At 68.6% G+C, this 23,189-nt stretch carries 18 protein-coding genes; 3 read left to right on the forward strand and 15 right to left on the reverse strand.

Annotation, left to right across the window (positions count from 1 at the left end):
- Positions 1-38: 38 nt before the first annotated feature.
- Positions 39-1,235, reverse strand: coding sequence for a glycine C-acetyltransferase (locus QRN07_RS09455; RefSeq protein WP_050685429.1), 1,197 nt, complete (start codon positions 1,233-1,235; stop codon positions 39-41).
- Positions 1,236-1,244: 9 nt separating this feature from the next.
- Positions 1,245-2,291: an L-threonine 3-dehydrogenase gene (gene tdh, locus QRN07_RS09460; protein WP_285240920.1), complete on the reverse strand. Its 1,047-nt coding sequence runs from the start codon at positions 2,289-2,291 to the stop codon at positions 1,245-1,247.
- Between the two features lie 132 nt (positions 2,292-2,423).
- Here tdh and QRN07_RS09465 point away from each other — a divergent pair, with 132 nt between their 5' ends.
- Entirely contained in the window at positions 2,424-3,335 is a 912-nt protein-coding gene (locus QRN07_RS09465; RefSeq protein WP_285240921.1) for a LysR family transcriptional regulator, read from the forward strand.
- Between the two features lie 11 nt (positions 3,336-3,346).
- Here the strand turns inward: QRN07_RS09465 and QRN07_RS09470 are convergent, their stop codons facing one another.
- The 5 genes from QRN07_RS09470 to QRN07_RS09490 form a co-directional block, all read right to left on the reverse strand.
- Positions 3,347-3,997, reverse strand: a complete 651-nt coding sequence (locus QRN07_RS09470) for a hypothetical protein (RefSeq protein WP_285240922.1) — start codon at positions 3,995-3,997, stop codon at positions 3,347-3,349.
- 197 nt (positions 3,998-4,194) lie between these two features.
- Positions 4,195-5,703, reverse strand: a complete 1,509-nt coding sequence (gatB, locus tag QRN07_RS09475) for an Asp-tRNA(Asn)/Glu-tRNA(Gln) amidotransferase subunit GatB (RefSeq protein WP_285240923.1) — start codon at positions 5,701-5,703, stop codon at positions 4,195-4,197.
- Positions 5,703-7,286, reverse strand: a complete 1,584-nt coding sequence (gatA, locus tag QRN07_RS09480) for an Asp-tRNA(Asn)/Glu-tRNA(Gln) amidotransferase subunit GatA (RefSeq protein WP_285240924.1) — start codon at positions 7,284-7,286, stop codon at positions 5,703-5,705. Before gatA ends, gatB begins: the two co-directional genes overlap by 1 nt.
- 3 nt (positions 7,287-7,289) lie before the next feature.
- Positions 7,290-7,586, reverse strand: a complete 297-nt coding sequence (gene gatC, locus QRN07_RS09485) for an Asp-tRNA(Asn)/Glu-tRNA(Gln) amidotransferase subunit GatC (RefSeq protein ID WP_050685424.1) — start codon at positions 7,584-7,586, stop codon at positions 7,290-7,292.
- A gap of 210 nt (positions 7,587-7,796) precedes the next feature.
- On the reverse strand, positions 7,797-9,254 hold the full coding sequence (locus QRN07_RS09490) for a CitMHS family transporter (protein WP_050685423.1): 1,458 nt from the start codon (positions 9,252-9,254) through the stop codon (positions 7,797-7,799).
- Between the two features lie 193 nt (positions 9,255-9,447).
- On the opposite strand from QRN07_RS09490, the gene QRN07_RS09495 reads away from it, so the two are divergent.
- Both QRN07_RS09495 and QRN07_RS09500 read left to right on the forward strand, forming a co-directional pair.
- On the forward strand, positions 9,448-11,190 hold the full coding sequence (locus QRN07_RS09495) for a sensor histidine kinase (RefSeq protein WP_285240925.1): 1,743 nt from the start codon (positions 9,448-9,450) through the stop codon (positions 11,188-11,190).
- Positions 11,183-11,848 (forward strand): response regulator, encoded by a 666-nt coding sequence (locus QRN07_RS09500; protein WP_056599030.1) that lies wholly within the window; start codon positions 11,183-11,185, stop codon positions 11,846-11,848. Before QRN07_RS09495 ends, QRN07_RS09500 begins: the two co-directional genes overlap by 8 nt.
- Before the next feature lie 32 nt (positions 11,849-11,880).
- Here the strand turns inward: QRN07_RS09500 and QRN07_RS09505 are convergent, their stop codons facing one another.
- The 8 genes from QRN07_RS09505 to QRN07_RS09540 all read right to left on the reverse strand — a co-directional run bounded on the left by QRN07_RS09505 (position 11,881) and on the right by QRN07_RS09540 (position 23,176).
- The gene (locus QRN07_RS09505) at positions 11,881-12,264 is read right to left on the reverse strand and encodes a RidA family protein (RefSeq protein ID WP_056599033.1); all 384 of its coding nucleotides are present in this window, start codon (positions 12,262-12,264) and stop codon (positions 11,881-11,883) included.
- 47 nt (positions 12,265-12,311) lie between these two features.
- Positions 12,312-12,815, reverse strand: a complete 504-nt coding sequence (locus tag QRN07_RS09510) for a GNAT family N-acetyltransferase (protein ID WP_056599036.1) — start codon at positions 12,813-12,815, stop codon at positions 12,312-12,314.
- A 62-nt stretch (positions 12,816-12,877) separates the two neighbouring features.
- Positions 12,878-14,086 (reverse strand): AAA family ATPase, encoded by a 1,209-nt coding sequence (locus tag QRN07_RS09515; protein WP_050685419.1) that lies wholly within the window; start codon positions 14,084-14,086, stop codon positions 12,878-12,880.
- A gap of 4 nt (positions 14,087-14,090) precedes the next feature.
- Positions 14,091-14,942, reverse strand: coding sequence for an inositol monophosphatase family protein (locus QRN07_RS09520; RefSeq protein ID WP_056599040.1), 852 nt, complete (start codon positions 14,940-14,942; stop codon positions 14,091-14,093).
- A complete protein-coding gene (ligA, locus tag QRN07_RS09525; RefSeq protein WP_056599042.1) occupies positions 14,939-17,263 on the reverse strand; it encodes an NAD-dependent DNA ligase LigA in 2,325 nt (774 codons plus the stop codon). Before ligA ends, QRN07_RS09520 begins: the two co-directional genes overlap by 4 nt.
- Positions 17,264-17,327: 64 nt before the next feature.
- The gene (locus QRN07_RS09530) at positions 17,328-17,897 is read right to left on the reverse strand and encodes a hypothetical protein (protein WP_050685416.1); all 570 of its coding nucleotides are present in this window, start codon (positions 17,895-17,897) and stop codon (positions 17,328-17,330) included.
- Positions 17,898-18,029: 132 nt separating this feature from the next.
- Complete coding sequence (locus QRN07_RS09535) at positions 18,030-22,475, reverse strand: type VII secretion EssC family protein (protein WP_285240926.1); 4,446 nt, start codon at positions 22,473-22,475, stop codon at positions 18,030-18,032.
- Positions 22,472-23,176 carry a hypothetical protein gene (locus QRN07_RS09540; RefSeq protein ID WP_050685414.1) on the reverse strand — a complete coding sequence of 235 codons (705 nt, stop codon included), beginning with the start codon at positions 23,174-23,176 and terminating at the stop codon, positions 22,472-22,474. The genes QRN07_RS09535 and QRN07_RS09540 overlap by 4 nt, the downstream gene beginning before the upstream one ends.
- Between the last annotated feature and the right edge of the window lie 13 nt (positions 23,177-23,189).

Below are 23,189 nucleotides of genomic sequence, written 5' to 3' on the forward strand. Positions count from 1 at the left end.
CATCCTTGCAGAGTTGGCGGCTGCCGGCGGCGCCGGGCTTAGCCTGCTACTGCGGCACGGCTGGCGACGAACGCACCCACGCACGCTTCGACGTCGGCCGCTGAATGCGACGCCGAGAGCTGCACGCGGATCCTTGCGGCACCGCGTGGAACCACCGGGAAGCTGAAGGCCGTGACGAAAACTCCGTGGGCCAGCATCCGGTCCGCCACCTTCGCCGCGAGGACGGCGTCACCAAACATCACCGGCACAATCGCGTGCTCGCCGGGGAGGAGCTCGAAGCCCTCCTCCGTCATCCGGCGGCGGAACAGCTCCGCATTGGCGAACAATCTGGTCCGCAGGTCAGCGGAGGTTTCCACCAGGTCAAGTGCCTTGATGGTGGCGGCCACGATCGCCGGCGCCAGGGAGTTGGAGAACAGGTAGGGGCGGGCCTTCTGCCGGAGCATGGCCACCACTTCGGCGCGGCCCGAGACGTATCCGCCGGAGGCGCCACCCAGGGCCTTGCCGAATGTGCCCGTGTAGATGTCCACCCGGTCGGAGACGCCGGCATGCTCGGGCGTACCCGCGCCGGTGCCGCCCATAAAGCCCACGGCGTGCGAGTCGTCCACCATCACCAGGGCGTCGTAGCGCTCGGCCAGGTCGCAGATGGCAGCCAGCGGGGCGAGGTAGCCGTCCATGGAGAAGACGCCGTCCGTGACGATGATCCGGCGCCGTGCGTCGCCTGCCTCCTGCAGCCGGGCTTCGAGCTCGGCCATGTCCTGGTTGGCGTAGCGGTAACGGCGGGCTTTGCAGAGCCGGATGCCGTCGATGATCGAGGCGTGGTTGAGGGCATCGGAGATGATGGCGTCCTCGGGTCCGAACAGGGACTCGAACACACCGCCGTTGGCGTCGAAGCAGCTGGAGAACAGGATGGTGTCCTCGGTGCCCAGGAAGCGGGAGACCCTGGCTTCGAGTTCCAGGTGCAGGTCCTGGGTGCCACAGATGAAGCGGACGCTGGCCATGCCGAAACCGCGCTCGTCCATGGCGGTCTTGGCGGCCGTGATGATGTCCGGGTGGTCGGCCAGGCCCAGGTAGTTGTTGGCGCAGAAGTTAAGGACGGCGGCGCCCTGTTCCCCGATCCGGGCTGCAGTGATGTGGCTGGACTGCGGCGAGTTGATGCTGCGCTCGGTCTTGAACAGCCCGGCGGTGCGGAGGCTGTCCAGCTCGGTGGCCAGCTGGTCCTTGATGGCGGAGTACATGGGGTTTCCTTAGAGTTGGGTCCAGTCGAGGACAACTTTGCCACCGGAACCGCTGCGGGCCAGGTCAAAGCCTTTTTCCCAGTCCGTGGCGGGCAGGGTGTCCGTCACCACGGCGGAGATGCCGGCGTGGAGCACGGGGTTGGAGGAGAGCATGGCGCTCATGGCGTACCAGGTCTCGTACATTTCGCGGCCGTAGATGCCCTTGAGGGTGAGCATGTGCGTGACCACCTTGGCCCAGTCAATGGTGATGTCCTGGCTGGGCAGGCCCAGCATGGCGATCCGGCCACCGTGGTTCATGTTCTCGATCATCTCCGGCAGCGCCGTGGGATGGCCGGACATTTCCATGCCGATGTCGAAGCCCTCGCGCAGGCCGAGCGCACGTTGGGCGTCGCGGACCCGGGTGGTGGAGACGTCGATGGCCAGGTCCGCGCCGAGGGTGCGGGCCAGCTCCAGGCGGGGTCCGGACACGTCCGTGATGGCGATCTTGCGGGCCCCTGCGTGCCGGGCGACGGCGATGGCCATCAGGCCGATGGGCCCGGCGCCGGTGATCAGGACGTCCTCGCCCACCAGCGGGAAGCTCAGGGCGGTGTGCACGGCGTTGCCGAAGGGGTCGAAGATGGCGCCGAGCTCGGGGGTGATGGACGGATCGTGATGGACCCAGACGTTGGTTTCCGGGATCACCACGTATTCGGCAAAGGCGCCGTCGCGCTGCACGCCCACGCTGACGGTGTGAATGCACATCTGGCGGCGGCCCGCGCGGCAGTTGCGGCAGATGCCGCACACCACGTGGCCTTCGCCGGATACCCGGTCGCCCACTTTCACGTCGCGGACGTCCACGCCCACAGCCACCACTTCGCCGTAGAACTCGTGGCCGGCGATCAGGGGTGCCTCGATGATGCCCTGCGCCCAGGCGTCCCAGGACTGGATGTGGAGGTCGGTGCCGCAGATACCGGTGGTCATCACACGGATTTTTACGTCGGCCGGACCGGCTTCCGGTTCGGGCCGGTCCACCAGCTCGAAACCGGCCTGGGGGCCTGACTTGTACAAAGCCTTCATCGGCTTCCTTCCTCTTTATCGCCACACCGCGGGCGGGTGCTTCCGTCCTCATTAGAACGGGGATAACGGCTTAGTACAACAGGGAATTTCTCAATCGACGATGTAGCTTTTGCTAATGCATAGACTGGGGGGATGGAGATCCATCAGCTTGAAATCCTGCGTGAGCTTGGCGCGCTGGGCAGCGTCAAGGCGGTGGCGGACACCCTGATGGTCACGCCGTCCGCCGTCTCGCAGCAACTGGCCATCCTGCAGCGGACGGTCGACGTGCCGCTGACGCGAAAGGAAGGCCGCAACCTGGTGCTGACGGAAGCAGGCCAGGTCCTGGCCGACGCCGGCGCCGCCGTGGTCAGTGCGCTGGCGGACGCTCGGGATGCGATCGGGATCTATCACGGGTCCGCAGCCGGCCGGGTGAGCCTGTGTGGCTTCCACAGCGCCGGCCAGGCAGTCTTTGCGCCGCTGGCCCGGATCCTGGACGGCCCGGAGAAACCACGGATCGAATTGTCCGACGAGGACGTGGCCCAGCAGGACTTCCCCGCGTTGACGGCCCGGTACGACCTGGTCCTGGCCCACCGGATGGACCACAGCCCCCGGTGGCCCACCGAACGTGTCACGGTGATCCCGCTGGCCCACGAACCGCTGGACGTGGCCCTCCCCGCCGGGCACCGGCTGGCCGGGCAGGACACCCTGAGCGTGCAGGACGTGGCGGCCGAGGCCTGGGTGACCAGCCACGCCGGCTACTCCCCCGCCGACGTGCTGTCCGCCGTCGCGGCCGTTTCCAGCAGGGAACTGAACATTGTGCACCGCATCAATGACTACTCCACCGTGGCCGCGCTGGTGGCGGCCGGCGGAGTGGTTGGCCTGCTGCCGCGGTACACCGCGGGGCCGGTGCTGAATCCGGACATTGTGCTCCGTCCCCTGTCCGGGATCAGCACGCGCCGCCGGATTGACCTGCTGGCCAGGCCGGAGAACCTCAAGCGCCGCTCGGTGCTGATGGTGTGCCAGGCACTGGAGGACATCATGGCGGGGCTGGTCAAAATCAGCTGAATCCGCCGCGCTCAGGCTTTGGGTCCGTGGCCTTGACCCTGCCCCTGACTCTGCCCAGCGCGCTTGCCGTGGCCTTGCCCGTGTCCTTTCCCGCGGCCCTGGCCCAGTCCCATTCCGGGCCCGTCGCCGGCGCCCTTGACAATCCTTTGGGCAGTGGCCGTGCCGCCATCCTTCACGCCGGCAACCAGCACGGCGTCCCCTGTGGCGAGGTCCGCACTGGTGCCGTCCGTGGGCTTGAGCCGTTTGCCGTCGTCGCCCGTTGCCGGTGAGCCGTCCGCGGCGGGGGCGGGAATCACCGTGATCCGGGTGCCAGCGGTGACGGCGTAGGTCTGGCTGTAGCCGTCCTCGCTTTTCACCGTGATGGCCGTGGAGCTGACGGCGTCCACCGTGCCGCGCTGCGACAGGACCGTGCGGTAGGTGCCGTCGGCCTCCTTCACCACACTTTCACTGTGGAGGGGACGGGCGTGTGCGGCTTTGTCCTTCGCCGGATCCGTGTCCTTGCCCGAACCGGTATCCGGCGCGGCCGCACTGGGCGTGTCCGGGGTGGGCGTGGGGGTCCCGGTTGCCGACCAGGCGATGGCGGCTCCCGTGCCGGTCAGCGCCAGCGCAACGGCGCCGGCCAGGAAAGCCTTGCGAAGCCTCAACGGTTCCCGGACGGTCATGGCCATACCTCCCACAGAGCGGGCAGGGCGCTGTGCCCTGGATCTTCAGTGTAGGACCGGGACGCGGCCCTGAACACGGGTAGTTCGGTGCCTGTGGATGCGAGTAGTGCTTAACGCCCAACTGGGTCGCAGTTGTTGTCGTTTTGAGGGGTCAAAACGACAACTACTGCGACCCAGTTGGGTTGGAGCGGGCGGTGTCAGCCTTCGACGCCGAGCTTCGCCAGGATCAGCTCACGGACGCGGCCGGCGTCCGCCTGGCCACGGGTGGCCTTCATCACGCCGCCAACAATCGCGCCGATGGCCTGGACCTTGCCGCCGCGGATCTTCTCCGCGACGTCCGGCTGTGCCGCCAGGGCAGCGTCGATGGCTTCGAGGAGGGGGCCGTCGTCCGAGACCACTGCCAGGCCGCGGGCCTCGACGATTTCGGCCGGGGTGCCTTCGCCGGCCAGGACGCCGTCCAGGACAGCGGTGGCCATCTTGTTGTTGATCTTGCCGTCATCCACCATTTTCGCAAGCTCCACGATGGTGGCGGGTGCAACGCCCAGCTGGCCGGGGTCGACGTCGGCGTTTTTGGCGCGCCCAACGATTTCGCCCATCCACCATTTACGGGCCACCGAAGCGGAGGCGCCGGCGGCAATGGTTTCCTCGATCTCGTCCAGGACTCCGGCGTTGACCACGTCGCGGAATTCCAGGTCGGAGTAGCCCCAGTCGGCCTGCAGGCGCTTGCGGCGGGCGGCCGGCGGCTCCGGCAAGGTGGCGCGGAGCTCCTCCACCCATTCACGGGACGCCACCACGGGCACCAGGTCCGGTTCCGGGAAGTAGCGGTAGTCGTCAGCGTCCGACTTGGGCCGGCCCGACGTGGTGGTACGGGTGTCCTCGTGCCAGTGCCGGGTTTCCTGGATGACCGGGTTGCCGTTGTCCAGGACGGCGGCGTGGCGCTGGATCTCGTAGCGGACGGCGTGTTCGACGGCGCGCAGCGAGTTCACGTTTTTGGTTTCGGACCGGATGCCGAACCGTTCCCGGCCGTGCGGGCGGAGCGAGACGTTGGCGTCGCAGCGGACGTTGCCGCGTTCCATCCGGGCATCGGAGACGCCGAGGTTCTTGACGATCTCGCGGACGGCGGCCACGTAGGCCTTGGCCAGTTCCGGCGCGCGGGAGCCGGCGCCTTCGATGGGCTTGGTGACGATTTCCACGAGCGGCACGCCTGAGCGGTTGTAGTCCACCAGGGAGAAGTCGGCGCCCTGGATGCGGCCGGCCGCGCCACCCATGTGGGTCAGCTTCCCGGCGTCCTCCTCCATGTGGGCGCGTTCAATCTCAACGCGGAACACCGTGCCGTCGGCGAGTTCGATGTCCAGGTAACCGTCGTACGCGATGGGGTCCTCGTACTGGGAGGTCTGGAAGTTCTTGGGTGTGTCCGGGTAGAAGTACTGCTTCCGGGCAAAGGTGCAGGACTCGGCGATGCTGCAGTTCAGCGCCAGGCCGATCTTGATGGAGGACTCGATGGCCGTCCGGTTGACCACGGGCAGCACGCCCGGCAGGCCGAGGTCCACCTCGTTCACGTTGGTGTTGGGCTCGTCGCCGAACACGTTGGGCGCGGAGGAGAACATCTTGGTTTTGGTGTTGAGTTCCACGTGGACCTCAAACCCCAGGACGGGGTCGTACTTCTCCATGGCCTCTTCGAAGCTCAGGGTTGCGTCGGTGCTCATTATTTCGCCTCCTGGGCTTCGAGTGCCGGTGCGCCGGCAAGGTCGGGGGCCTGGGCCAGCAGCGGGCCGCCCCACTTGGCCTCCAGCAGCGATTCCAGGACGGCGCCCACGCGGTAGAGCCGGGCGTCCTCGCGGGCCGGGGCCAGCAGCTGGATACCGACGGGCAGTCCGTCCTCGTCAGCGAGGCCGCCCGGGAGGGAGAGTCCGGGGACGCCGGCCAGGTTGGCCGGGATGGTGGCGACGTCGTTGAGGTACATGGCCAGCGGATCGTCCAGCTTTTCGCCCAATTTGAACGCGGTGGTGGGCGCCGTGGGGGAAATCAGCACGTCCGCCTGTTCAAACGCGGCGTTGAAGTCGCGCTGGACCAGGGTGCGGACCTTCTGGGCCGAGCCGTAGTAGGCGTCGTAGTAGCCGGCGCTCAGGGCGTAGGTGCCCAGGATGATGCGGCGCTTGACCTCGTCGCCGAACCCGGCGGCGCGGGTGGCTGCCATGACCCGTTCAATGGTGAGCGGCGGGTCGGTGGGCAGGACGCGCAGGCCGAACCGGACGCCGTCGAACTTTGCCAGGTTGGAGGACGCCTCGGAGGGCATGATCAGGTAGTAGGCGCCCAGGGCGTACTGGAAGTTGGGGCAGGAGACCTCAACGATCGTGGCGCCGGCGTCCTTGAGCAGTTCCAGCGCCTCGTTGAACCGGTTTTCGACGCCGGCCTGGTAACCCTCGCCGTGCAGTTCCCTGATGATGCCGATCCGCAGGCCCTCGACGTTGCCGGTGCGTGCCGCGGCCACGAGGTCCGCCAGCGGCTCCGGCAGGGAGGTGGAGTCCTTGGGGTCGTGCCCGCCGATGACCTGGTGCAGCAGTGCCGAGTCCAGCACGGTGCGGGTGACGGGGCCGATCTGGTCCAGCGAGGAGGCCATGGCGATGGCGCCGTAGCGGGACACGCTGCCGTAGGTGGGTTTGACCCCCACGGTGCCGGTGACGGCGCCCGGCTGCCGGATGGAGCCGCCGGTGTCGGTTCCGAGGGCCAGGGGCGCCTCGAACGCGGCGACGGCGGCCGCGGAACCGCCGCCGGAGCCGCCCGGGATCCGGTCCAGGTCCCAGGGGTTGCGGGTGGGGCCGTAGGCGGAGTGCTCGGTGGAGGAACCCATGGCGAATTCGTCCAGGTTGGTTTTGCCCAGGATGGGCATCTTCGCGGCGCGCAGCCGGGCCACCACGGTGGCGTCGTACGGGCTGTGCCAGCCTTCGAGGATCTTCGAGCCGGCAGTGGTGGGCTGGCCCACCGTGACGATGAGGTCCTTGACGGCGATGGGGACGCCTGCGAGTTCATGCAGGGCGTCGGCTTCGGGGCCGCCGGCGGCGCGGATGGCGTCCACCTCTGCAGCGACGGCGAGCGCTTCCTCGGCGTTGACGTGCAGGAACGCGTTGATGCCGCGCTCACCGCCATCCACCTGGGCGATGCGGTCCAGGCAGGCCCGGGTGATCTCCACGGAGGTCACTTCACCGGCGGCCAGCTTGGCGGCCAGCTGCGCTGCGGACAGGCGGATCAGGGTGCCGGCGTCGGTTCCGGCGGGGTTCAGTTCGGTCATGGTTTATGCCTCATCCAGGATGGCCGGGACCTTGAAACGGTTATCGAGCGAATCCGGCGCGCCGGAGAGTGACTGTTCAGCGGTGAAGGTGTGCCCCACCACGTCGTCCCGGAAGACGTTGGTCAGCGGGATGGGGTGGGACGTTGCCGGGACGTCGGCCCCGGCGGCCTCACTGACGGACTTGACGGAATCAACGATGACGGCGAGCTCGCCGGCCATCCTGTCCAGCTCTTCGGCACTCATCTCGATGTGAGCGAGTCGCGCCAGATGCGCAACATCGTCACGGTTGATCGCAGCCATGGATCTCCCCTGCAGGTGTATGTGTTCATTCCGGGCGGGCCCCGGTCGCTTCGCAAACAAGTGCCACTTGTTTTTCCAACCAGTCCCGCTTGTTTTCCGGAACCAGTCTAGTGCGGAAACGCCAGTGCCCGTCTGACGACCCCCAGCGGGCGTCAGACGGGCACTTCGGTCCCGTAGGCCGGCCGAAGCCGGTCCACAGGCAGGTTTAGACTAACCGATTCCGACGGCCCCGGTCAGCACACCAATTCCCAGCATGACCAGGGAAACCACGGCGGTGCGCCACAGTACCTTTTTGTGGTGGTCGCCCAGGTCCACCTTGGCCAGGGAGACCAGCAGCAGGATAGCCGGAACCAGGGGGCTCTGCAGGTGGAACGGCTGGCCGGTGATGGAGGCCCGGGCCATGTCCGCGGCGGGGATGCCGTAGTGGCCGGCAGTTTCGGCGAGTACCGGCAGGACGCCGAAGTAGAAGGCGTCGTTGCTCATGAAGAACGTCATGGGGATGCTCAGGACACCGGTGATGACGGCCATGAACGGTCCCATGCTGGACGGGATGATCTGGACCAGCCACTCGGACATGGCTCCCACCATGCCGGTGCCGGTCAGGACCCCGGTGAGGACTGCTGCGGCCATGACCATGCTGACCACGGCAACAACTGACGGTGCGTGGGCCACCAGCTGGCGGCTCTGTTCCTTGACGTTGGGGAAGTTCACCAGCAGCGCGATGGCCGAACCGACCATAAAGACGTAGGGCAGCGGGACCAGGTCGGCCACCAGCATGGTCATCACGGCCACGGTCAGGACCAGGTTGAACCAGAACAGCTTGGGCCGCAGGGTGGCGCGGTTCGGGTCCAGTGCGGTGTCCGCCATGGCGGAGTCGAGGTCGTCCACCAGCGTTTCGGGGCGCTCCAGGACAGCGACGGAAGAGCCGCCGACGGCGGGGGCTGCTCCGCCGGGGTTGTTGCCCTTGCGTCCACGGCCGGTTCCCGACCCACCGGCGGGTGCGCCGCCGTCGGCCGTGTCAGCACCCGGGGTGGCCCAGATGCCCGGCTCGGTGGCGCGGAGCCGGTTGCGTTCCTGCAGGCCCAGGAGCCAGGCGAAGACCATAACAACCACCAGGCCACCGATCAGGGAGGGGACCATGGGGACAAAGACGTCGTTGACGTCGATGTTCAGCGCGGTGGCGGCGCGGGCCGTGGGACCGCCCCAGGGCACGATGTTCATGGTGCCGTTGGCCAGGCCGGCCACGCAGGTGAGGACCACGGGGCTCATCTTCAGGCGCAGGTAGACGGGCAGCATGGCTGCCGTGGTGAGGATGAAGGTGGTGGAGCCGTCACCGTCCAGCGACACGGCGGCCGCGAGGATGGCGGTGCCCAGGACCACTTTGGCGGGGTCGTTGCCCAGCTTGCGGAGGATGAATTTGACCAGCGGGTCAAACAGTCCCACGTCGATCATCAGCCCGAAGTAGATGATGGCAAACATCAGCAGGGCTGCGGTGGAGGTCATGGCTTTCATGGACTCCAGGACCATGTCGCCGATGCCAAGGCCGGCGCCTGCGAAAAGTCCAAAAACGGTGGGGACGATGATGAGCGCCAGTACTGGCGTCAACTTCTTCGTCATGATCAGCACCATGAATACCGCGATCATTGCGAATCCAAGTATTACCAGCACGGCCGGCTCCTTACATGTGTTCGGCGGCACAGCGGTGTGACGCGTGCTACAGACTGTAGGGTGGCGGCCGTCACGGCCGTGCCTTTGGCTCAATTGATTGGCATACTGCTTATTGGGAGCATTTTGCTCATTGTGCTCACACCGTCCGGTGGAGCCGGGAACTGCCATTAATCACTGCCCGTCGAGGAGGACCATGCCGCGCCCCGCGCCCCGCACGCCCCTGCGGTTCTCGACGCAGACGCTGTTGCTCCAGCTGGGGGTGGTGCTGCTGGTGGTGCTGCTGAGCACCGCGGTGCACGCCTGGCTGACCTATGACCGGGTGGGCAGCGACGCGGAGAACCAGGCCCTGACGCTGGCCCGGACCGTGGCCTCGGACCCGTCGGTCCGCGCGGACGTGCTGGCCATCAGTGGCCAGGCGGGCACCCCGCCGCCGGCGGAGCTTGCCGCCGGTCCCCTGCAGGCCGCCGCGGAGGCCGTGCGGACCCGCACCGGTGCGCTCTTTGTGGTGATCACCGACGAAACCGGTCTGCGGCTGGCGCATCCGGACCCGGACCGGCTGGGCGAGGGTGTCAGCACCGATCCGTCCGAGGCCCTGGCCGGCCAGGAAATCACCACCCGGAACACGGGGACGCTGGGCCCGTCAGCGGGTGCAAAGGTCCCGGTCTACGCGCCGGACAGCAACACCGTGGTGGGTGAGGTCAGCGTGGGCTACTCCATGGAAACCGTGGGCCAGAGCGTGGCGCGCGACATCGGCCCGGTGGCCCTGACGGCGGCAGGCGCCCTCGGCGCCGGCGTGCTGGGCTCCTTCCTGCTGCGCCGCCGGTTGCAGCGGCTCACACTCGGCCTGGAACCGGAGGAGATCAGCACCCTGGTGCACGACCAGGTGGCGGTCCTGCAGGGAGTGGACGACGGCGTCATCGGCGTTTCCGCGGACGGCAGGATCAGTGTTTTCAACGCCGCCTCGCAGCGGCTTTTGGGATTGCCGGACCTCACCGGCACCCGGTGGGCGGACGCGCCGGTCCCGGCGCAGCTGGCCGCCCTCACCCGGCCGGGATACGCCGGCCCGGAAGCCGTGGAGGTGGTGGCCGGCGGCCAGGTCCTGGTGGCCAGCGCCCGCAAGGCCCTGCACCGGCGGGAAGATTTGGGCTGGGTGCTGATGCTCCGGGACCGGACGGAACTCCAGCAGCTCACCCGGCAGCTGGACGCCGTGGGCACCCTGTCCGATGCGCTGCGGGCGCAGCGCCACGAGTTCGCAAACCAGCTGCACACCCTCGCCGGGTTTATGGGCATCGGCCAGCACCAGCAGGCCCGCGAGTACCTGGCCGGGCTGGCTGCCACCGGGCCGTTGCGGTTCCCGGTGGACCAGGCTGAGCTCCTGCAGGACCCGTACCTGCAGGCGTTTGTGGGTGCCAAGGGGGTTGAGGCCGATGAACGGGGGGTGTCCCTCCGGATCGGCCCCGAGACCCTGGTCCGCGGACAGGTCTCCGAAGCCCAGGATGTAACAACGGTCCTGGGCAACCTGATCGACAACGCGGTAAACGCTGCCGTGGCAGGCTCCGCCGAAGACCGGTGGGTGGAGGTGGAGGTCCTTGACGAACCCGGTGCCGGTGGCGGCACCCTCCATATCGTGGTGGCCGACTCCGGAAACGGGCTGGCCCCCGGGACCGGCCCGGAAGACGTGTTTGCGTCCGGTTTCACCACCGCGTCCGGGCCGGTCCGCGCGGGCGGCGGGCAGGGCTTCGGGCTGGCCCTGGCCCGGCAGCTGGCCCGGCGGCGCGGCGGCGACGTTACCCTGCTGGCCGCCGGGACCGACGGCGGACCCGGCGCCGTGTTTATGGCCACACTCCCCGGCACCACCGCGGCGCGCGCCGCAGCCCCTGGACGCGCCGCAACCCCTGGACGCGCCGCAACCCCTGGAAAGGACAACGATGCCTGACGATTTCCGTGTGCTGATCGTGGACGACGACTTCCATGTGGCGAAACTCCACGCCGCCTACGTGGACTCTGTGGCGGGGTTCCTGGCCCTGGCGCCGGTGGGGACAGCATCCCTGGCGCTGCAGTCCATCCACAGCCTGCGCCCTGACCTGGTGCTCCTGGACGTCTACCTTCCGGATGCCTCCGGGCTGGACCTGCTCCAGCAGCTCGATGTGGACACCGTGATCCTCAGCGCCGCCTCCGATGCGGCATCCGTCCGGTTGGCCCTGCGCCGCGGCGCCCTGGGGTACCTGCTCAAGCCCTTTACCGCTGATGCGCTGTCGCAGCAGCTGCGCTCCTATGCCCGGTTCCGGCGCCTCCTGGCCCAGCCCGGGGCCCTGGACCAGGACGGGGTGGAGCGCGCAAAACGTGCGCTGATCCCGGGGGATGTCACGCCGTCGGCCAAGCCCCGCTCCGCCACCGAAGCGGCGGTGCTGGAATCGCTGCTCCCCGGAGAGCAGTACTCGGCGGCCGAGGTGGCGGGCCGGGTGGGAGTCTCCAGGGCCACGGCGCAGCGGTACCTGTCCTCACTGGCCGACGACGGCGCCGTGGACATCCAGCTCCGCTACGGCACCACGGGCCGGCCGGAGCACCGCTACGGCCTGCCCGCCGCGCCCTGACCGGGTCAGCAAGGCCTGGTCAGGCAGCCGGGTCAGCTGGCGCTTTTCTGCGCAACCAGTTCGATTTCCACCAGCATCTGCGGGTCCAGGAACGGCAGCACGTGCACCAGGGCCAGGGTGGGGCGGATCTCGCCGAAGACCTCGCCATGGGCCCGGCCGGCTTCTTCCCATTTGCTGATGTCCGTCAGGTACAACTTGGACTGGACCACGTCGGCCAGCGCGAAGCCTGCGTCCGCCAGGACCGTTTCGAGCTTCTGCAGGATGAATGCGGTCTGGGTGTAGAAGTCGGTACCCACAATGCCGTTCTCGCCGCTGGCAGCGGTGGCTGAGATGTAGAGCGTGTTGTCCACCTGGACGGCGCGGGAGTAGCCGAGGGTCTGTTCCCAGACGGAGCCGGTGCCGAAGGTTTTGCGCATGGGTGGGCCTTTCATAGCTGGATGAGTTCGGCACCACTTTAGGGCGGCTAAAGGTCCAGCCGGTAAACCAGCAGTTTTATGTCAGTTCCGGGAACCAGCCAGTCACGTTCGGGGACCCGATGGAAGCCGGTTTTGCGGTACAGGCCGTGGGCGCTTTCCCAGGTCAGGCCGGTAGTGAGGGCCACGGCCTCGATGCCTGGCAGGGACCGGCCGTGCTCGATGATGGCGGCCACCATCGCTTTGCCGGCACCGCTGCGCTGGACGTCGGGGTCCACCACCAGCATCCGGAATTCGAGTTCGCCGGGCCGGGCGATGTCCGCGAACGGTTCCCCTGCCACCGCCAGGGTGACGGACCCGACGATCCGGCCCTGCCGTTCGGCCACCCAGATCACGGCGTTCGCCGCCCGGTGCGCCACTTCCTGGATACGCTGCATGTACGGGTGCGTGCTGTCGTCGAAATAGCCGGCGGCCAGGTAGGAAGCGACGGTAATCCGGGCGATTTCGGAATAATCGGCGGGGACGGCGGGTCTGATCAGAATCTGCTGGTGCACCCATCAATGGTAGGGGTTAGTCCTGAAATCTGATTTCAGGAAGCTGAAGCCGGCGCAGACCTTTACCTGGACGGCCAGCTCCAGAGCGGCCCTTCCAGCGCGCCCCTCCCCCGGACCCGGGTTTCCCCGACGTCCTTCTCCAATTCGTGCTCCGTGACGTGCCCGCTTTCCCGCAACGCCGTGATGAGGGCAGTGGAGTGGGACACCACCAGCAGCTGCGACCGCTCAGCAGCCTGGCTGATGAGCCCGGCCAGGGCCGGCATCAGGTCACGGTGCAGGCTGGTTTCGGGTTCGTTCAGTACCATCAGTTCCGGCGGTTGCGGGGTGAGGAGCGCTGCGGTGAGCAGCAGGAACCGGAGGGTGCCGTCTGAAAGCTCCGGCGCCTTCAACGGCCGCAGCATCCCCTGCTGCCGCAGCTGGACACCGAACATCCCGTCGTTGATGCTGATCTCCAGCTTGCTGCCGGGGAAGGCCGCGTTGATCACTTTGTCCAGGAGGAAAGTGTCGCCGGTCTCCCGGATGGTCTGCAGCGCGGCCGGCAGGTCCGCGCCCGTGGGATCGAGGACCGGCGTCCGGGTACCCACCTGCACCTGCCGGGCGGGCGCAGCAGCGTCGGTCCGGAAGTGGTCGTAGAACCGCCAGGACCGGACCGTGTTGCGGACCTGCAGCACTTCCGGGGACCGCTCCGGGTCCGCGATCTCGGTCAGGACGCTCTGGTACGGCTGCAGGGTGATGTTTTCCGGTTGCCATTCCCCGGCGGTGCCCCGGACCCGGACGGCAGCGCCGCGGCGGTCCACCAGCCAGGACGCAGGCCGGGCCAGCGGGCCCGAGAACACCACCTCCCGTTTGATGTCCGGATCGTTGGCAAACAGGGACGCCTTGGGCTTCCGGCTCCGCTCATCCATCTCGCCGGCGACCGGGACAGGGATCCCCAAATCCACGAGGTAGCCGAAGTCGTCCCCCGAGAATCCCATTCTCAGGTTGATCGGGTTCCTGCGCAGGGTCCCCTGTACGGGCACCTCGCCGCGGCGCATGGCACCGCTGACGGTTTCCGGCCCCGCCCACAGCGTGGAGGCCAACCCGCCTTCACGCGCCAGCGACCCCACCACGTTGCCGCCGGCACCGCCTGCGCAGTCGGCGAGCAGCCGCAGCGCCCGGTACAGGGAGGACTTGCCGCTGCCGTTGGCGCCGGTGACCAGGTCCAGGCCGGTCAGGCCCAGGGACAGGTCCCGGATGGACCGGTAGTTGGCAATGGCGAGAGTCCGGATCATGGGCTCAGAGCGGGAATTTGCCGGCGAGTTCCAAGGTCCCGGCGCAGGTCCAGGCGGCAAGGCGGTCGGCGTCGTCCGGTCCGCCGTCCAGCGGGCTGGTCAGCCGGGGCCGCCGGACCCAGCAGCCCGCTTCCTCCGCCACCAGCGCACCGGCGGCGAAATCGTGCTCGTTGAGGCCGCGCTCGCCGTAGGCGTCATGGGTGCCATCGGCCACCAGGCACAGGTCCAGGGCGGCCGAGCCGAGGCGCCGGACGTCCGCGAAGCCCTCCATCAGCCCGCCCAGCAGTCCGGCCTGTTCGGCCCGGACGTCAGGGTCGTAGCTGAAGCCGGTGGCCAGGATCCGGCCCGTGCGCCCGTGCTGCGGGCCGGTCAGCCGGGTGCGGGTGCCACCGGCCTCGAGCCAGGCGCCCTGGCCGCGGGAGGCGTAGTACACCCTGCCCAGTGCGGGGGCGTCCACCACTCCGGCCAGCCACTGGCCGTTGGCGTCCGCCACGGCCACCGACGTCCCGTAGTACACAATGTTGCGGATGAAGTTGGTGGTGCCGTCCAGCGGGTCGATGGACCAGCGGTAGCCGGACGGGTCCTCGGGCCGGGTGGGCCCGTGTTCCTCCCCGGTGATGGCGTCATGGGGGCGGTGGGCCGCGATAACGTCCCTGACAGCGGTTTCGGCTGCCAAGTCGTAGGCGGTCACCCAGTCGCCGGCCTCGCCCTTGTTGTTTACGGCAGCGTCGGCAGCCAGGGCGGCATCGTTGCGGCCGGCCAGGACCTTGGCGCCGGCCGCGGCTGCCAGCCGGGCCACACCCAGCAGTTCGGCCAGCAGGTCCTCGGCTCGAGGGGATTCCGGTGCGGCGTTCATGCTGGAGCCCCTTCCTGGGCAGGTTCGCCCGCGGCAGGTTCGCCGTCAGCGGATTGTTCGTCAGGAACGGGTTGATCGTCAGGCGCAGGTTGCTCGTCAGGAGCAGGTGCCGGGCCGTTGGCCAGCAGTTCGCGGAAGCCGTCCTCGTCCAGGACGGGGATGCCCAGCTGCTCGGCCTTGTCCAGCTTGGTACCGGCACTTTCGCCGGCCACCAGGTAGCTGGTGTTTTTGGAGACGGACCCTGCGGCCTTGCCGCCGCGGATGAGGATTGCCTCTTTGGCTTCGTCGCGGCTGAAGTTTGGCAGCGAGCCGGTGACCACCACTGTCAGGCCCTCCAGGGTGCGGGGGGTTGATTCGTCGCGTTCGTCAGCCATCCGCACTCCGGACGCGGCCCAGCGGTCCACGATCTCGCGGTGCCAGTCCTCGGCAAACCATTCCTTCAGCGCGGCGGCGATGGTGGGGCCCACGCCATCAACGCCGGCCAGTTCCTCTTCCGAGGCGGCACGGATGGCGTCCATGGTGCCGAACCAGGTGGCCAGGGCGCGGGAAGCCCGCGGACCCACGTGCCGGATGGACAGCGCCACCAGGACCCGCCACAGCGGCTGCGCCTTGGCTTTTTCCAGTTCGGCGAACAGTTTGGTGGTGGTGGCCGTGGGTTTGGAGGGCACTTTCGCGGTGCCCTTGGTGAAGAAGTACGGCACCAGTTCGAATTCACCCGTAGGAACGCCCTTGGCACGTTTTTCGCGCCGGATCCGGACCCCGGCGAGCACCTCGGGCGTGAGGTCGAACAACCCGGCCTCCGAGGTCAGCGGCGGGACGTCCGGTTCGGTGGGCTGGGTGAGGGCGATCGCCGCTTCCCAGCCCAGCGCCTCGATGTCGAACCCGCCGCGGCCGGCCAAGTGGAAGACCCGTTCCCGGAGCTGGGACGGGCAGGACTTCGCGTTGGGGCAGCGGATGTCCACGTCGGCTTCCTTGGCGGGTGCCAGTGGCGTCCCGCAGGAGGGGCATTCGGTGGGCATCACAAAGTCGCGGACCGGCGGGTCCTGCTGGTCCCGGAGCGCCAGGACCGGGCCCACAATTTCGGGGATAACGTCCCCGGCTTTGCGGAGCACCACGATGTCGCCGATCTTGACGCCCTTGGCTTTGACGACGTCCTGGTTGTGCAGGGTGGCCATCTCCACCGTGGAACCGGCCACCTTGACCGGTTCCATCAGGCCGAACGGGGTCACCCGGCCGGTTCGTCCCACGTTGACGGCAATGTCCAGCAGCTTGGTGTGCACTTCCTCCGGCGGGTATTTGTACGCCACCGCCCAGCGGGGCACGCGGGACGTGTAGCCCAGGGCACGCTGGGTGCCGAAGTCGTCCACCTTGATGACGATCCCATCGATCTCGTGCAGCAGTTTGTGCCGCTTTTCGCCGTAACCCTTGATGAAGGCCAGGACGTCCTTGACGCTGCCCAGGACCTCGAAGTACGGGCTGACCGGCAGCCCCCAGCCCTCGAGGAGCTTGTAGGTTTCGGACTGGGTGGTGGACTGGAGCCCTTCACGGGCGCCGATGCCGTGCACAAACATCTTCAGGGGCCGCTTGGCGGTTTCCGCGGGATCCTTTTGGCGCAGCGACCCGGCGGCGGCGTTGCGCGGGTTGGCCAGCGGGGCCTTGCCTGCCTCGATCAGGGCTTCGTTGAAGTCGGCAAAGGCCTTGGAGGGGATAAAGACCTCGCCCCGGATCTCCACTTCACCAGGGAACCCGGTGCCGGAAAGTTCCCGCGGGATTTCCTTGATGGTCAGGACGTTGTGGGTGATGTCCTCCCCCGTGAACCCGTCGCCGCGGGTGGCGGCGCGCACCAGCTTGCCGTCCCGGTAGAGCAGGTTGACGGCCAGGCCGTCGATCTTGAGTTCGGTGAGCCACGCAACCGGTGGTGCCGAGTCGCCGAGCTTGCCGACGCCGGCCACGGCCTTGGCCAGCCAGGCCTCGAGTTCCTCGAGGGAAAAGACGTCCTCCAGGCTGTACATGCGCTGCAGGTGCTCCACGGCGGCGAAGGCGGCCGAGACTTCGCCGCCCACTTCCTGGGTGGGCGAATCGTTGGCCACGAGCTCGGGATGCAGGGCCTCGATTTCCTCCAGCCGGCGGAAGAGCGTATCAAATTCCGCGTCGGAGACCAGGGGTTCGTCCTCCTGGTAATAGGAGAACCGGTATTTCCGGACCAGGTCCGCCAGCTTCTCGTATTCGTCCCTGATGGTTCCTGCGGGAACCTCGGCGGGCTCGTCGGGGGTGCCGGTCCGGGTGGCGGCGTCTTCTGCGGGGCCTGGAACTGTGCTCACAGAACTATCTTGCCCTATGCGGCCGACACTGCCCGGGCCGCGCCGGGACCGTGGCCCGGCCGGGTCAGTGGGCCCGGAGCCGGCCCCGGCCCCACCAGGCAAAGGCGGCGCCGGCGAGTCCCAGCAGGAGCAGCCCGGCCACGAGCGGCAGGTTGGGGCCCGCGCCACCGGCTCCGTCCAGGGAGGTGACGGATGCGACGCGCGTTGGCGTCGCGGACCTGGTGATGGGCTTGTTCCAGTTGGACTCCACAGAAGGAGCGGCCGACGTCGGGCTGGCCGTGGGTGCCTCAGCCGCCGTCTCCACGGCTGCTTCGGCGGTGGCCTCGACGGCGGGCACCGGAACGTCAGTGGTGGGCTGCTCAATCGGCGCCGCGGGAACGGCCGGAGCTGCCGGCGCGGTGGACGGTGCCGCCGGGGGTGCCGTCGGCGCGGGCTCGAAGGAGGGCCCCCGCGGCTTGTCCGTCTTGACGGGCGCCGGCGCGGCGGGCACGGAGGGCGTTGCAACGGCCGTGGTGGCCGGCGCCGTGGGTGTGGGCGAGTCGGCCAGCGCCGTGCCGCCGGCCAGGAAACCGGCGGACACGGCCAGTACGGCGGCCGCCACAAGGGTGCGGGGTGCCGGGGAAGAGAAGGTCATTGCTGCCTTTCGATGCGCGCGGTCCCCCGGCCACGGCGTTCTGGAGTCGAGGGGTAGTCTGCTACACCGCGGGGAAGGGCCGCAAATCCGCAGCGGCTGCGGCCCTTCCCCCTCGTTGCCTGCCAGCCGGGCTCAGTCGCGGTTTTCCGGCGGCAGCGCCACCTGGATCTTGCGGGCCTTGCCGCGGCCCACCACAAACCCGCGGCCGGGGATGAACCCGTCACCCACCCGGCCCAGGGAGGTGTTCAGGAGGCTGTCACCCTCGATGTCGCCCGGGTTCAGGAGCAGGCCGCGCCGGCCCGACTTGAACGGCTGGGCGAGCTGCCAGGCCGCGGACCAGGTGGACGATTCGGATTCGCCCACCACCCACTGGTCGGCCTTGATGGCGGCCGTCACCAGCTGCGCAACGCCGGACTCGGCGATGCTGTCCGTGAATTCGGTGAGGCCCTCGATGAAGATGGCCAGCTTGCCCGGGTTCGCGCTGGAGTGTTCCGTCAGGTCCTCCACCATGTCGGCCACGTCGTCCGGGCCCACCACTGAGCGGTTCCAGACGGGCAGCGCCGCCACGGCGGAGCGCCGGGAGCCCAGGTAGAGAATTTCGATCTCCGGGTTGGCTCGGCGGAGGGCGTAGGCAAGGGTCACCAGCGCAACGGTGCGGCCCGAGCCCGGCGGCCCTGCCACCAGCAGCGACCCCTTGGCCGTGATCCCGGCAGGCTGCAGGGTTTCGTCGTCCACGCCGATCACGGGGACCTCCGCGTCGCCGGCGGGCAGCACGTCAAGGTCCACCTGCTCGGGCAGCTGTTCGATGCCGGGTGCCGCGGCCAGGCCCTGGCGGAGCATGGCGGCGCTGAGCTTGTGCACTTCGCGTGCCTGGACCGCCAGGTTGGAGTTTCCGCCCAGCACGGCCAGCTGGACTTCCAGCCCGTCCAGGAGTCCGCGCCCGGGCGGGGACGCGGCGCTGAGGACATCCCGCGGCACGTCCATGGACAGGTAGTCGTCCTCTGAGGACAGGCGCAGCACCAGCCGGCGCTGGATGGAGGCCAGCAGCGACGGCGGGACGGCGCTGGGCCGGTCGCCGGAGACCACCAGGTGGATGCCCAGGGTGCGCCCGTCGGTTGCGAGCTGCAGGAAAATGTCCCACAGCGACGAGAGGCGGCTGTGTTCGTAGGATTCACGGAACGCCGACATGCCGTCCACCAGAACAAAGATCCGCTTCTCGTCCGGCCGGTTCGCGAGTTTCCGGTACTCCACGATGGTGGACGCGCGGACCTCGGCGAAGCGGGCGGAGCGCTGGTCCGCGACGTCGCGGAGCATCCGCAGCAGCCTGCCCACACGCTCCACATCGTCCCCGTTGAGGATTTCGCCAACGTGGGGCAGCTCCTCGAGCATCCGCAGCCCAGAGGAGCCGCAGTCGATGCCGTAGACGTGGACCGGACCGCCGCGGGGGGTGACGGCTGCGGCGATGGCGATGCCGCGCAGTGCCGCCGATTTACCGGACCCACCGGTGCCGTAGATGGCCATGTTGCCGTCCCGGTCCGGTTCGTAGAACACCGTGGGCTGATCCTGGCGGGACGGGTGGTCGGCCACGCCGAGGAGCAACTGCTCGTCCGTCCGGGGGTTGGGCAGGAGGGAGAAGTCGTAAGTCTGGGCCAGTTCGTCCAGCCATGGCTTCCGGGGCGGGGCGATGGCCAGCGAATCGGCGGCCCGGACTATGTTGGCAGTCATCCTGGAGATGTCGTTGGGCCCGGCCGGTTCCTGCCGTTCGGGTTTCTCCGGCGCCGGCGCTTCCCAGCTGGTCCCCGACCCGAAGGCCATTTCCACAATGTCGATCTGCGGCCGCTGCGGCTTCCCGGTGGTCCAGCCGCCGGCGTAGCCGGTCTGGAAACCCTGGATCCGCCCGGGACCGGTCTTTGCGGCGCCGCGGCCCGGGATGGCGGGGTCGAAGTAGGCCGCGTCGGGGACACCCAGGATGTCGGCGGCGTCGTCCTCATCCGCCATGCGCAGGGCCACACGGAGGTTGGTGTTGGCCCGCAGGCTGTCCTTGATCACACCGGCGGGGCGCTGGGTGGCCAGGATGAGGTGCAGGCCCAGGGACCGGCCACGGGCGGCCACGTCCACCACCCCGTCCACAAACTCCGGCACCTCGCTGGCGAGCGCCGCGAATTCGTCCACGATGATGACCAGATAGGGCGGGGCCTCCGGATCGGCCTCCCGCTGCATGGCCAGCAGGTCCTTAGCCTTTTTCCGGTTGAACAGCTGCTCGCGGTGGTGGAGCTCGGCCCGCAGCGAGGTCAGGGCCCGGCGGACCAGGTGCGGGGACAGGTCGGTGACCAGCCCCACCGTGTGCGGAAGGTTGATGCAGTCGGCAAATGCGGCGCCGCCCTTGTAGTCAACAAACAGGAAACTGACCCGGTCGGGGCTGTAGGCGGCGGCCATGCCCATCACCCAGGACTGCAGGAACTCGGACTTGCCGGCGCCGGTGGTGCCGCCCACCAGGGCGTGCGGGCCCTCGTTCTTCAGGTCCAGGTAGAGGGGTTCAACACCCTTGGAGCCCACCAGGGCCCGGAGGGTGCCGTTGTCCTTGCGGTTGGCCACGGCGCTGGCGTGCACCGAGTTGTTTTCGGTCCACCGGTCTGCCACGGCCTGCGGGCTGTCCAGGAAGTCCTTGCCGATCAGGGTGGCGTAGGAAACGGCGCGGGGCAGGTCGGAGTCGTCGGTGACGGGCTTTCCCACGTCCACGACGGGCGAGAGCATACGGGCCAGCTGGCCGGCGAGCTCCGCGTCCACGCTCTCGCAGCTCACGGGGTAGGTGTGCCGGCCCAGCCGGACCTGGCCGGTGGTGGTGCCGTGGTCGCCGTCCACCACCATAAAGTCGCGGCAGGCAGCAGGCAGGGCCTGGATGTCCGTGGCAACCCACATCACGTGGACGCCGGCGTCCGGTCCGCATTCGGCCAGCCGGGTCAGGCGGCCGCGGTCCACGGGCGCGTCGTCCTCAACAATCACCAGCACGGCAGGCAGTACCGGCGCGGGGACTTCCAGCTTGGCCGGGTCCACCTCGGGGCGCAGCTCCGGTCCGCTGCGCTTGGCGGCGGCTTCCCGGGCTTCGACGAGGTCCTCGAGCCGCGCCAGAAGGGAGGCGCCGCCGGCTGAGCCCGCGGCCAGGTGGTCCCCGGCGAGGGGGCTGTGGCCTGAGCCCACGTGGGGAAGCCACTGCAGCCAGTTCCAGCGTTCCCGGGACTGCGCAGAGGTGATGGCGGTGAGGACCACTTCGGCCGGTGAGTGCAGGCCCACCAGCTGGAGGACCACGCCGCGGGCAACGTCGTCCACCAGCCCGCGCGGACCGGCGACGCCCAGGGCGCCGGACGTGCGGAACTGGGACACCACCGGCACGCCTTCGATCACCCGGAACTGCCGGAGGCTGTCCTGGATTTCGCGGGCGTACTGCGCTTCGGTGTCGTTGTTGTTGGGTTCTTCCAGCACCAGGCGCGACGGTGCACTGCCCAGCCCGAACCTCAGGCCCAGGAACCAGGCGTGCTCCGGCCGGTGGGTCCACAGCAGCGGACCGAGTTTGTAGATGGCGTCCACGGTGTCGCTGACCGAGGGGGCTTCCTGCAGCCGGACGGCCCGTTCCACCTTCTGGAGTTCGGTGACGTCTTCCCGGAACGCGGCCATGGCTTCCCGGAAATGCTTGAGCCCTTCCTTCTGCTGCTTCCGGCCGCGCATCTTCTGGTCCACGTAGTGGCCCACGATGAACAAGGGCATCATCAGCATAAACAGCACCGACAGCGGGTTCCGGGTGACAGCGAAGATCACCGCGCCCATCATCAGCGGCGCAATCAGCATGATGTACGGGAACGGGTTGTCCTCAGGCCGTTTGGGCCCGGCGGGCAGGACGCGTTTGGGTTCCTCGAACCGCGGCACCACGCGCGGGGACCGGTTGAAGTCCACCAGGGGCGACGTCGGTACTGCCGCCTGGTTGCGCCCCAGCGGCACCACCGTAAGGGTGGTATCCCCCAGGGTGACGGTGTCCGAGGAGTTCAGGGTGGCGCGGGTGACGGCCAGGCCGTCCATGAGCAGGCCGTTGGCGGAGTTGGTGTCCACAATCTCCACGCTTTCCCCCACGGTGATGCGGGCGTGGCGTTTGGAGGTCATGGGGTCGGTGAGCCGGACGTCCACGTCCCGGTCCCGGCCCACGTAGCTGGTGCCGGTGGGCAGCGAAAATTCGCGGCCGACGTCGGGCCCGGAAAGGACACGGAGCGTGGCGGCGGCGGGTCCGCGGCCCGCGCCGGGGACCTGGAACTGGGTGCTGACCTGCGCCAGGGACACCACCGAACCCGGCCGCAGGCCTGATTCGAGCAGGTTGTCGCTGCGGGTCAGGACATTCCCGGTCATGCCGGCGCCCACAAACGCCTCGTCGATCCGCAGGGAAAGGTTCTCCGGCGCAGGGGTTCCCTTCCTGTCGGGGTCGGCCGCCCAGAGCACAGCGGCGATGTCAGCCACCGTGGCCAGGCCGTCCACGGTGACGGCCAGGTCCTTGGTTTCCGCGGGGTCGCGGCGCAGTGTCAGCCGGATCCTCATCCTTCGTCCACTCCCCTCATCTTTTCGAGCAGGTGCAGGTCATCGGCGGTGACCAGGTGCGAGGTCACGGCGTGTTCCACGAGGCGGGCGCGCCGGTTGGTGGCCAGTTTCCCGCCGCCGCCGCGCAGGCCCACCACACCCACGCGGTCCAGCTTGTCGCAGACGTTGTCGAGTTTGCGGTTGAACCGGGTCAGGGCCCAGCCCAGGGTTTTCGCTGCCGCCGCCGAGGACGGGATGGCGCTGAAGCCGGTCCCTTCGCGGCGGAGCATGGGCTCGGCCAGGGCCACGATCAGGGCTTTCTGCGAATCCGTGAAGACCACCGGGCCGATCGTGGTGTCGCCGTTGCTGTCGTCTTCCCGGGCTTCCTGCCGGAAGGAAGGGGTTTTCAGGTGCACAGCGAACTCGTAGGTGGTGGGTCCGGCAGTGAAAATGATGTTGGTGTGGCTGAACACCAGCGGGATCCGGGCGCCCGGCGCCAGCCAGGCCTGCATGCCGCCGGAGCCGTCGGCCACGGTGGCGGAAAGCATGCTGCCCACGTTGCTGAGCCACCAGATGCCGTCGTACCGGGCCACTTGCAGGAACTGCCGGTGCAGGTACGGATTGTCGTCCACTTCCAGGTCGCCTTCACGGCCGATGTTAAAGACGTCCTCGTCTGATGGTTCGTACCATTCCCCGCAGAAATCTATTGCCAGATCCCCCATGTCCTGTGCCTCC

The sequence above is a fragment of the Pseudarthrobacter sp. MEB009 genome, assembly GCF_030208875.1.
Classification (GTDB): domain Bacteria; phylum Actinomycetota; class Actinomycetes; order Actinomycetales; family Micrococcaceae; genus Arthrobacter.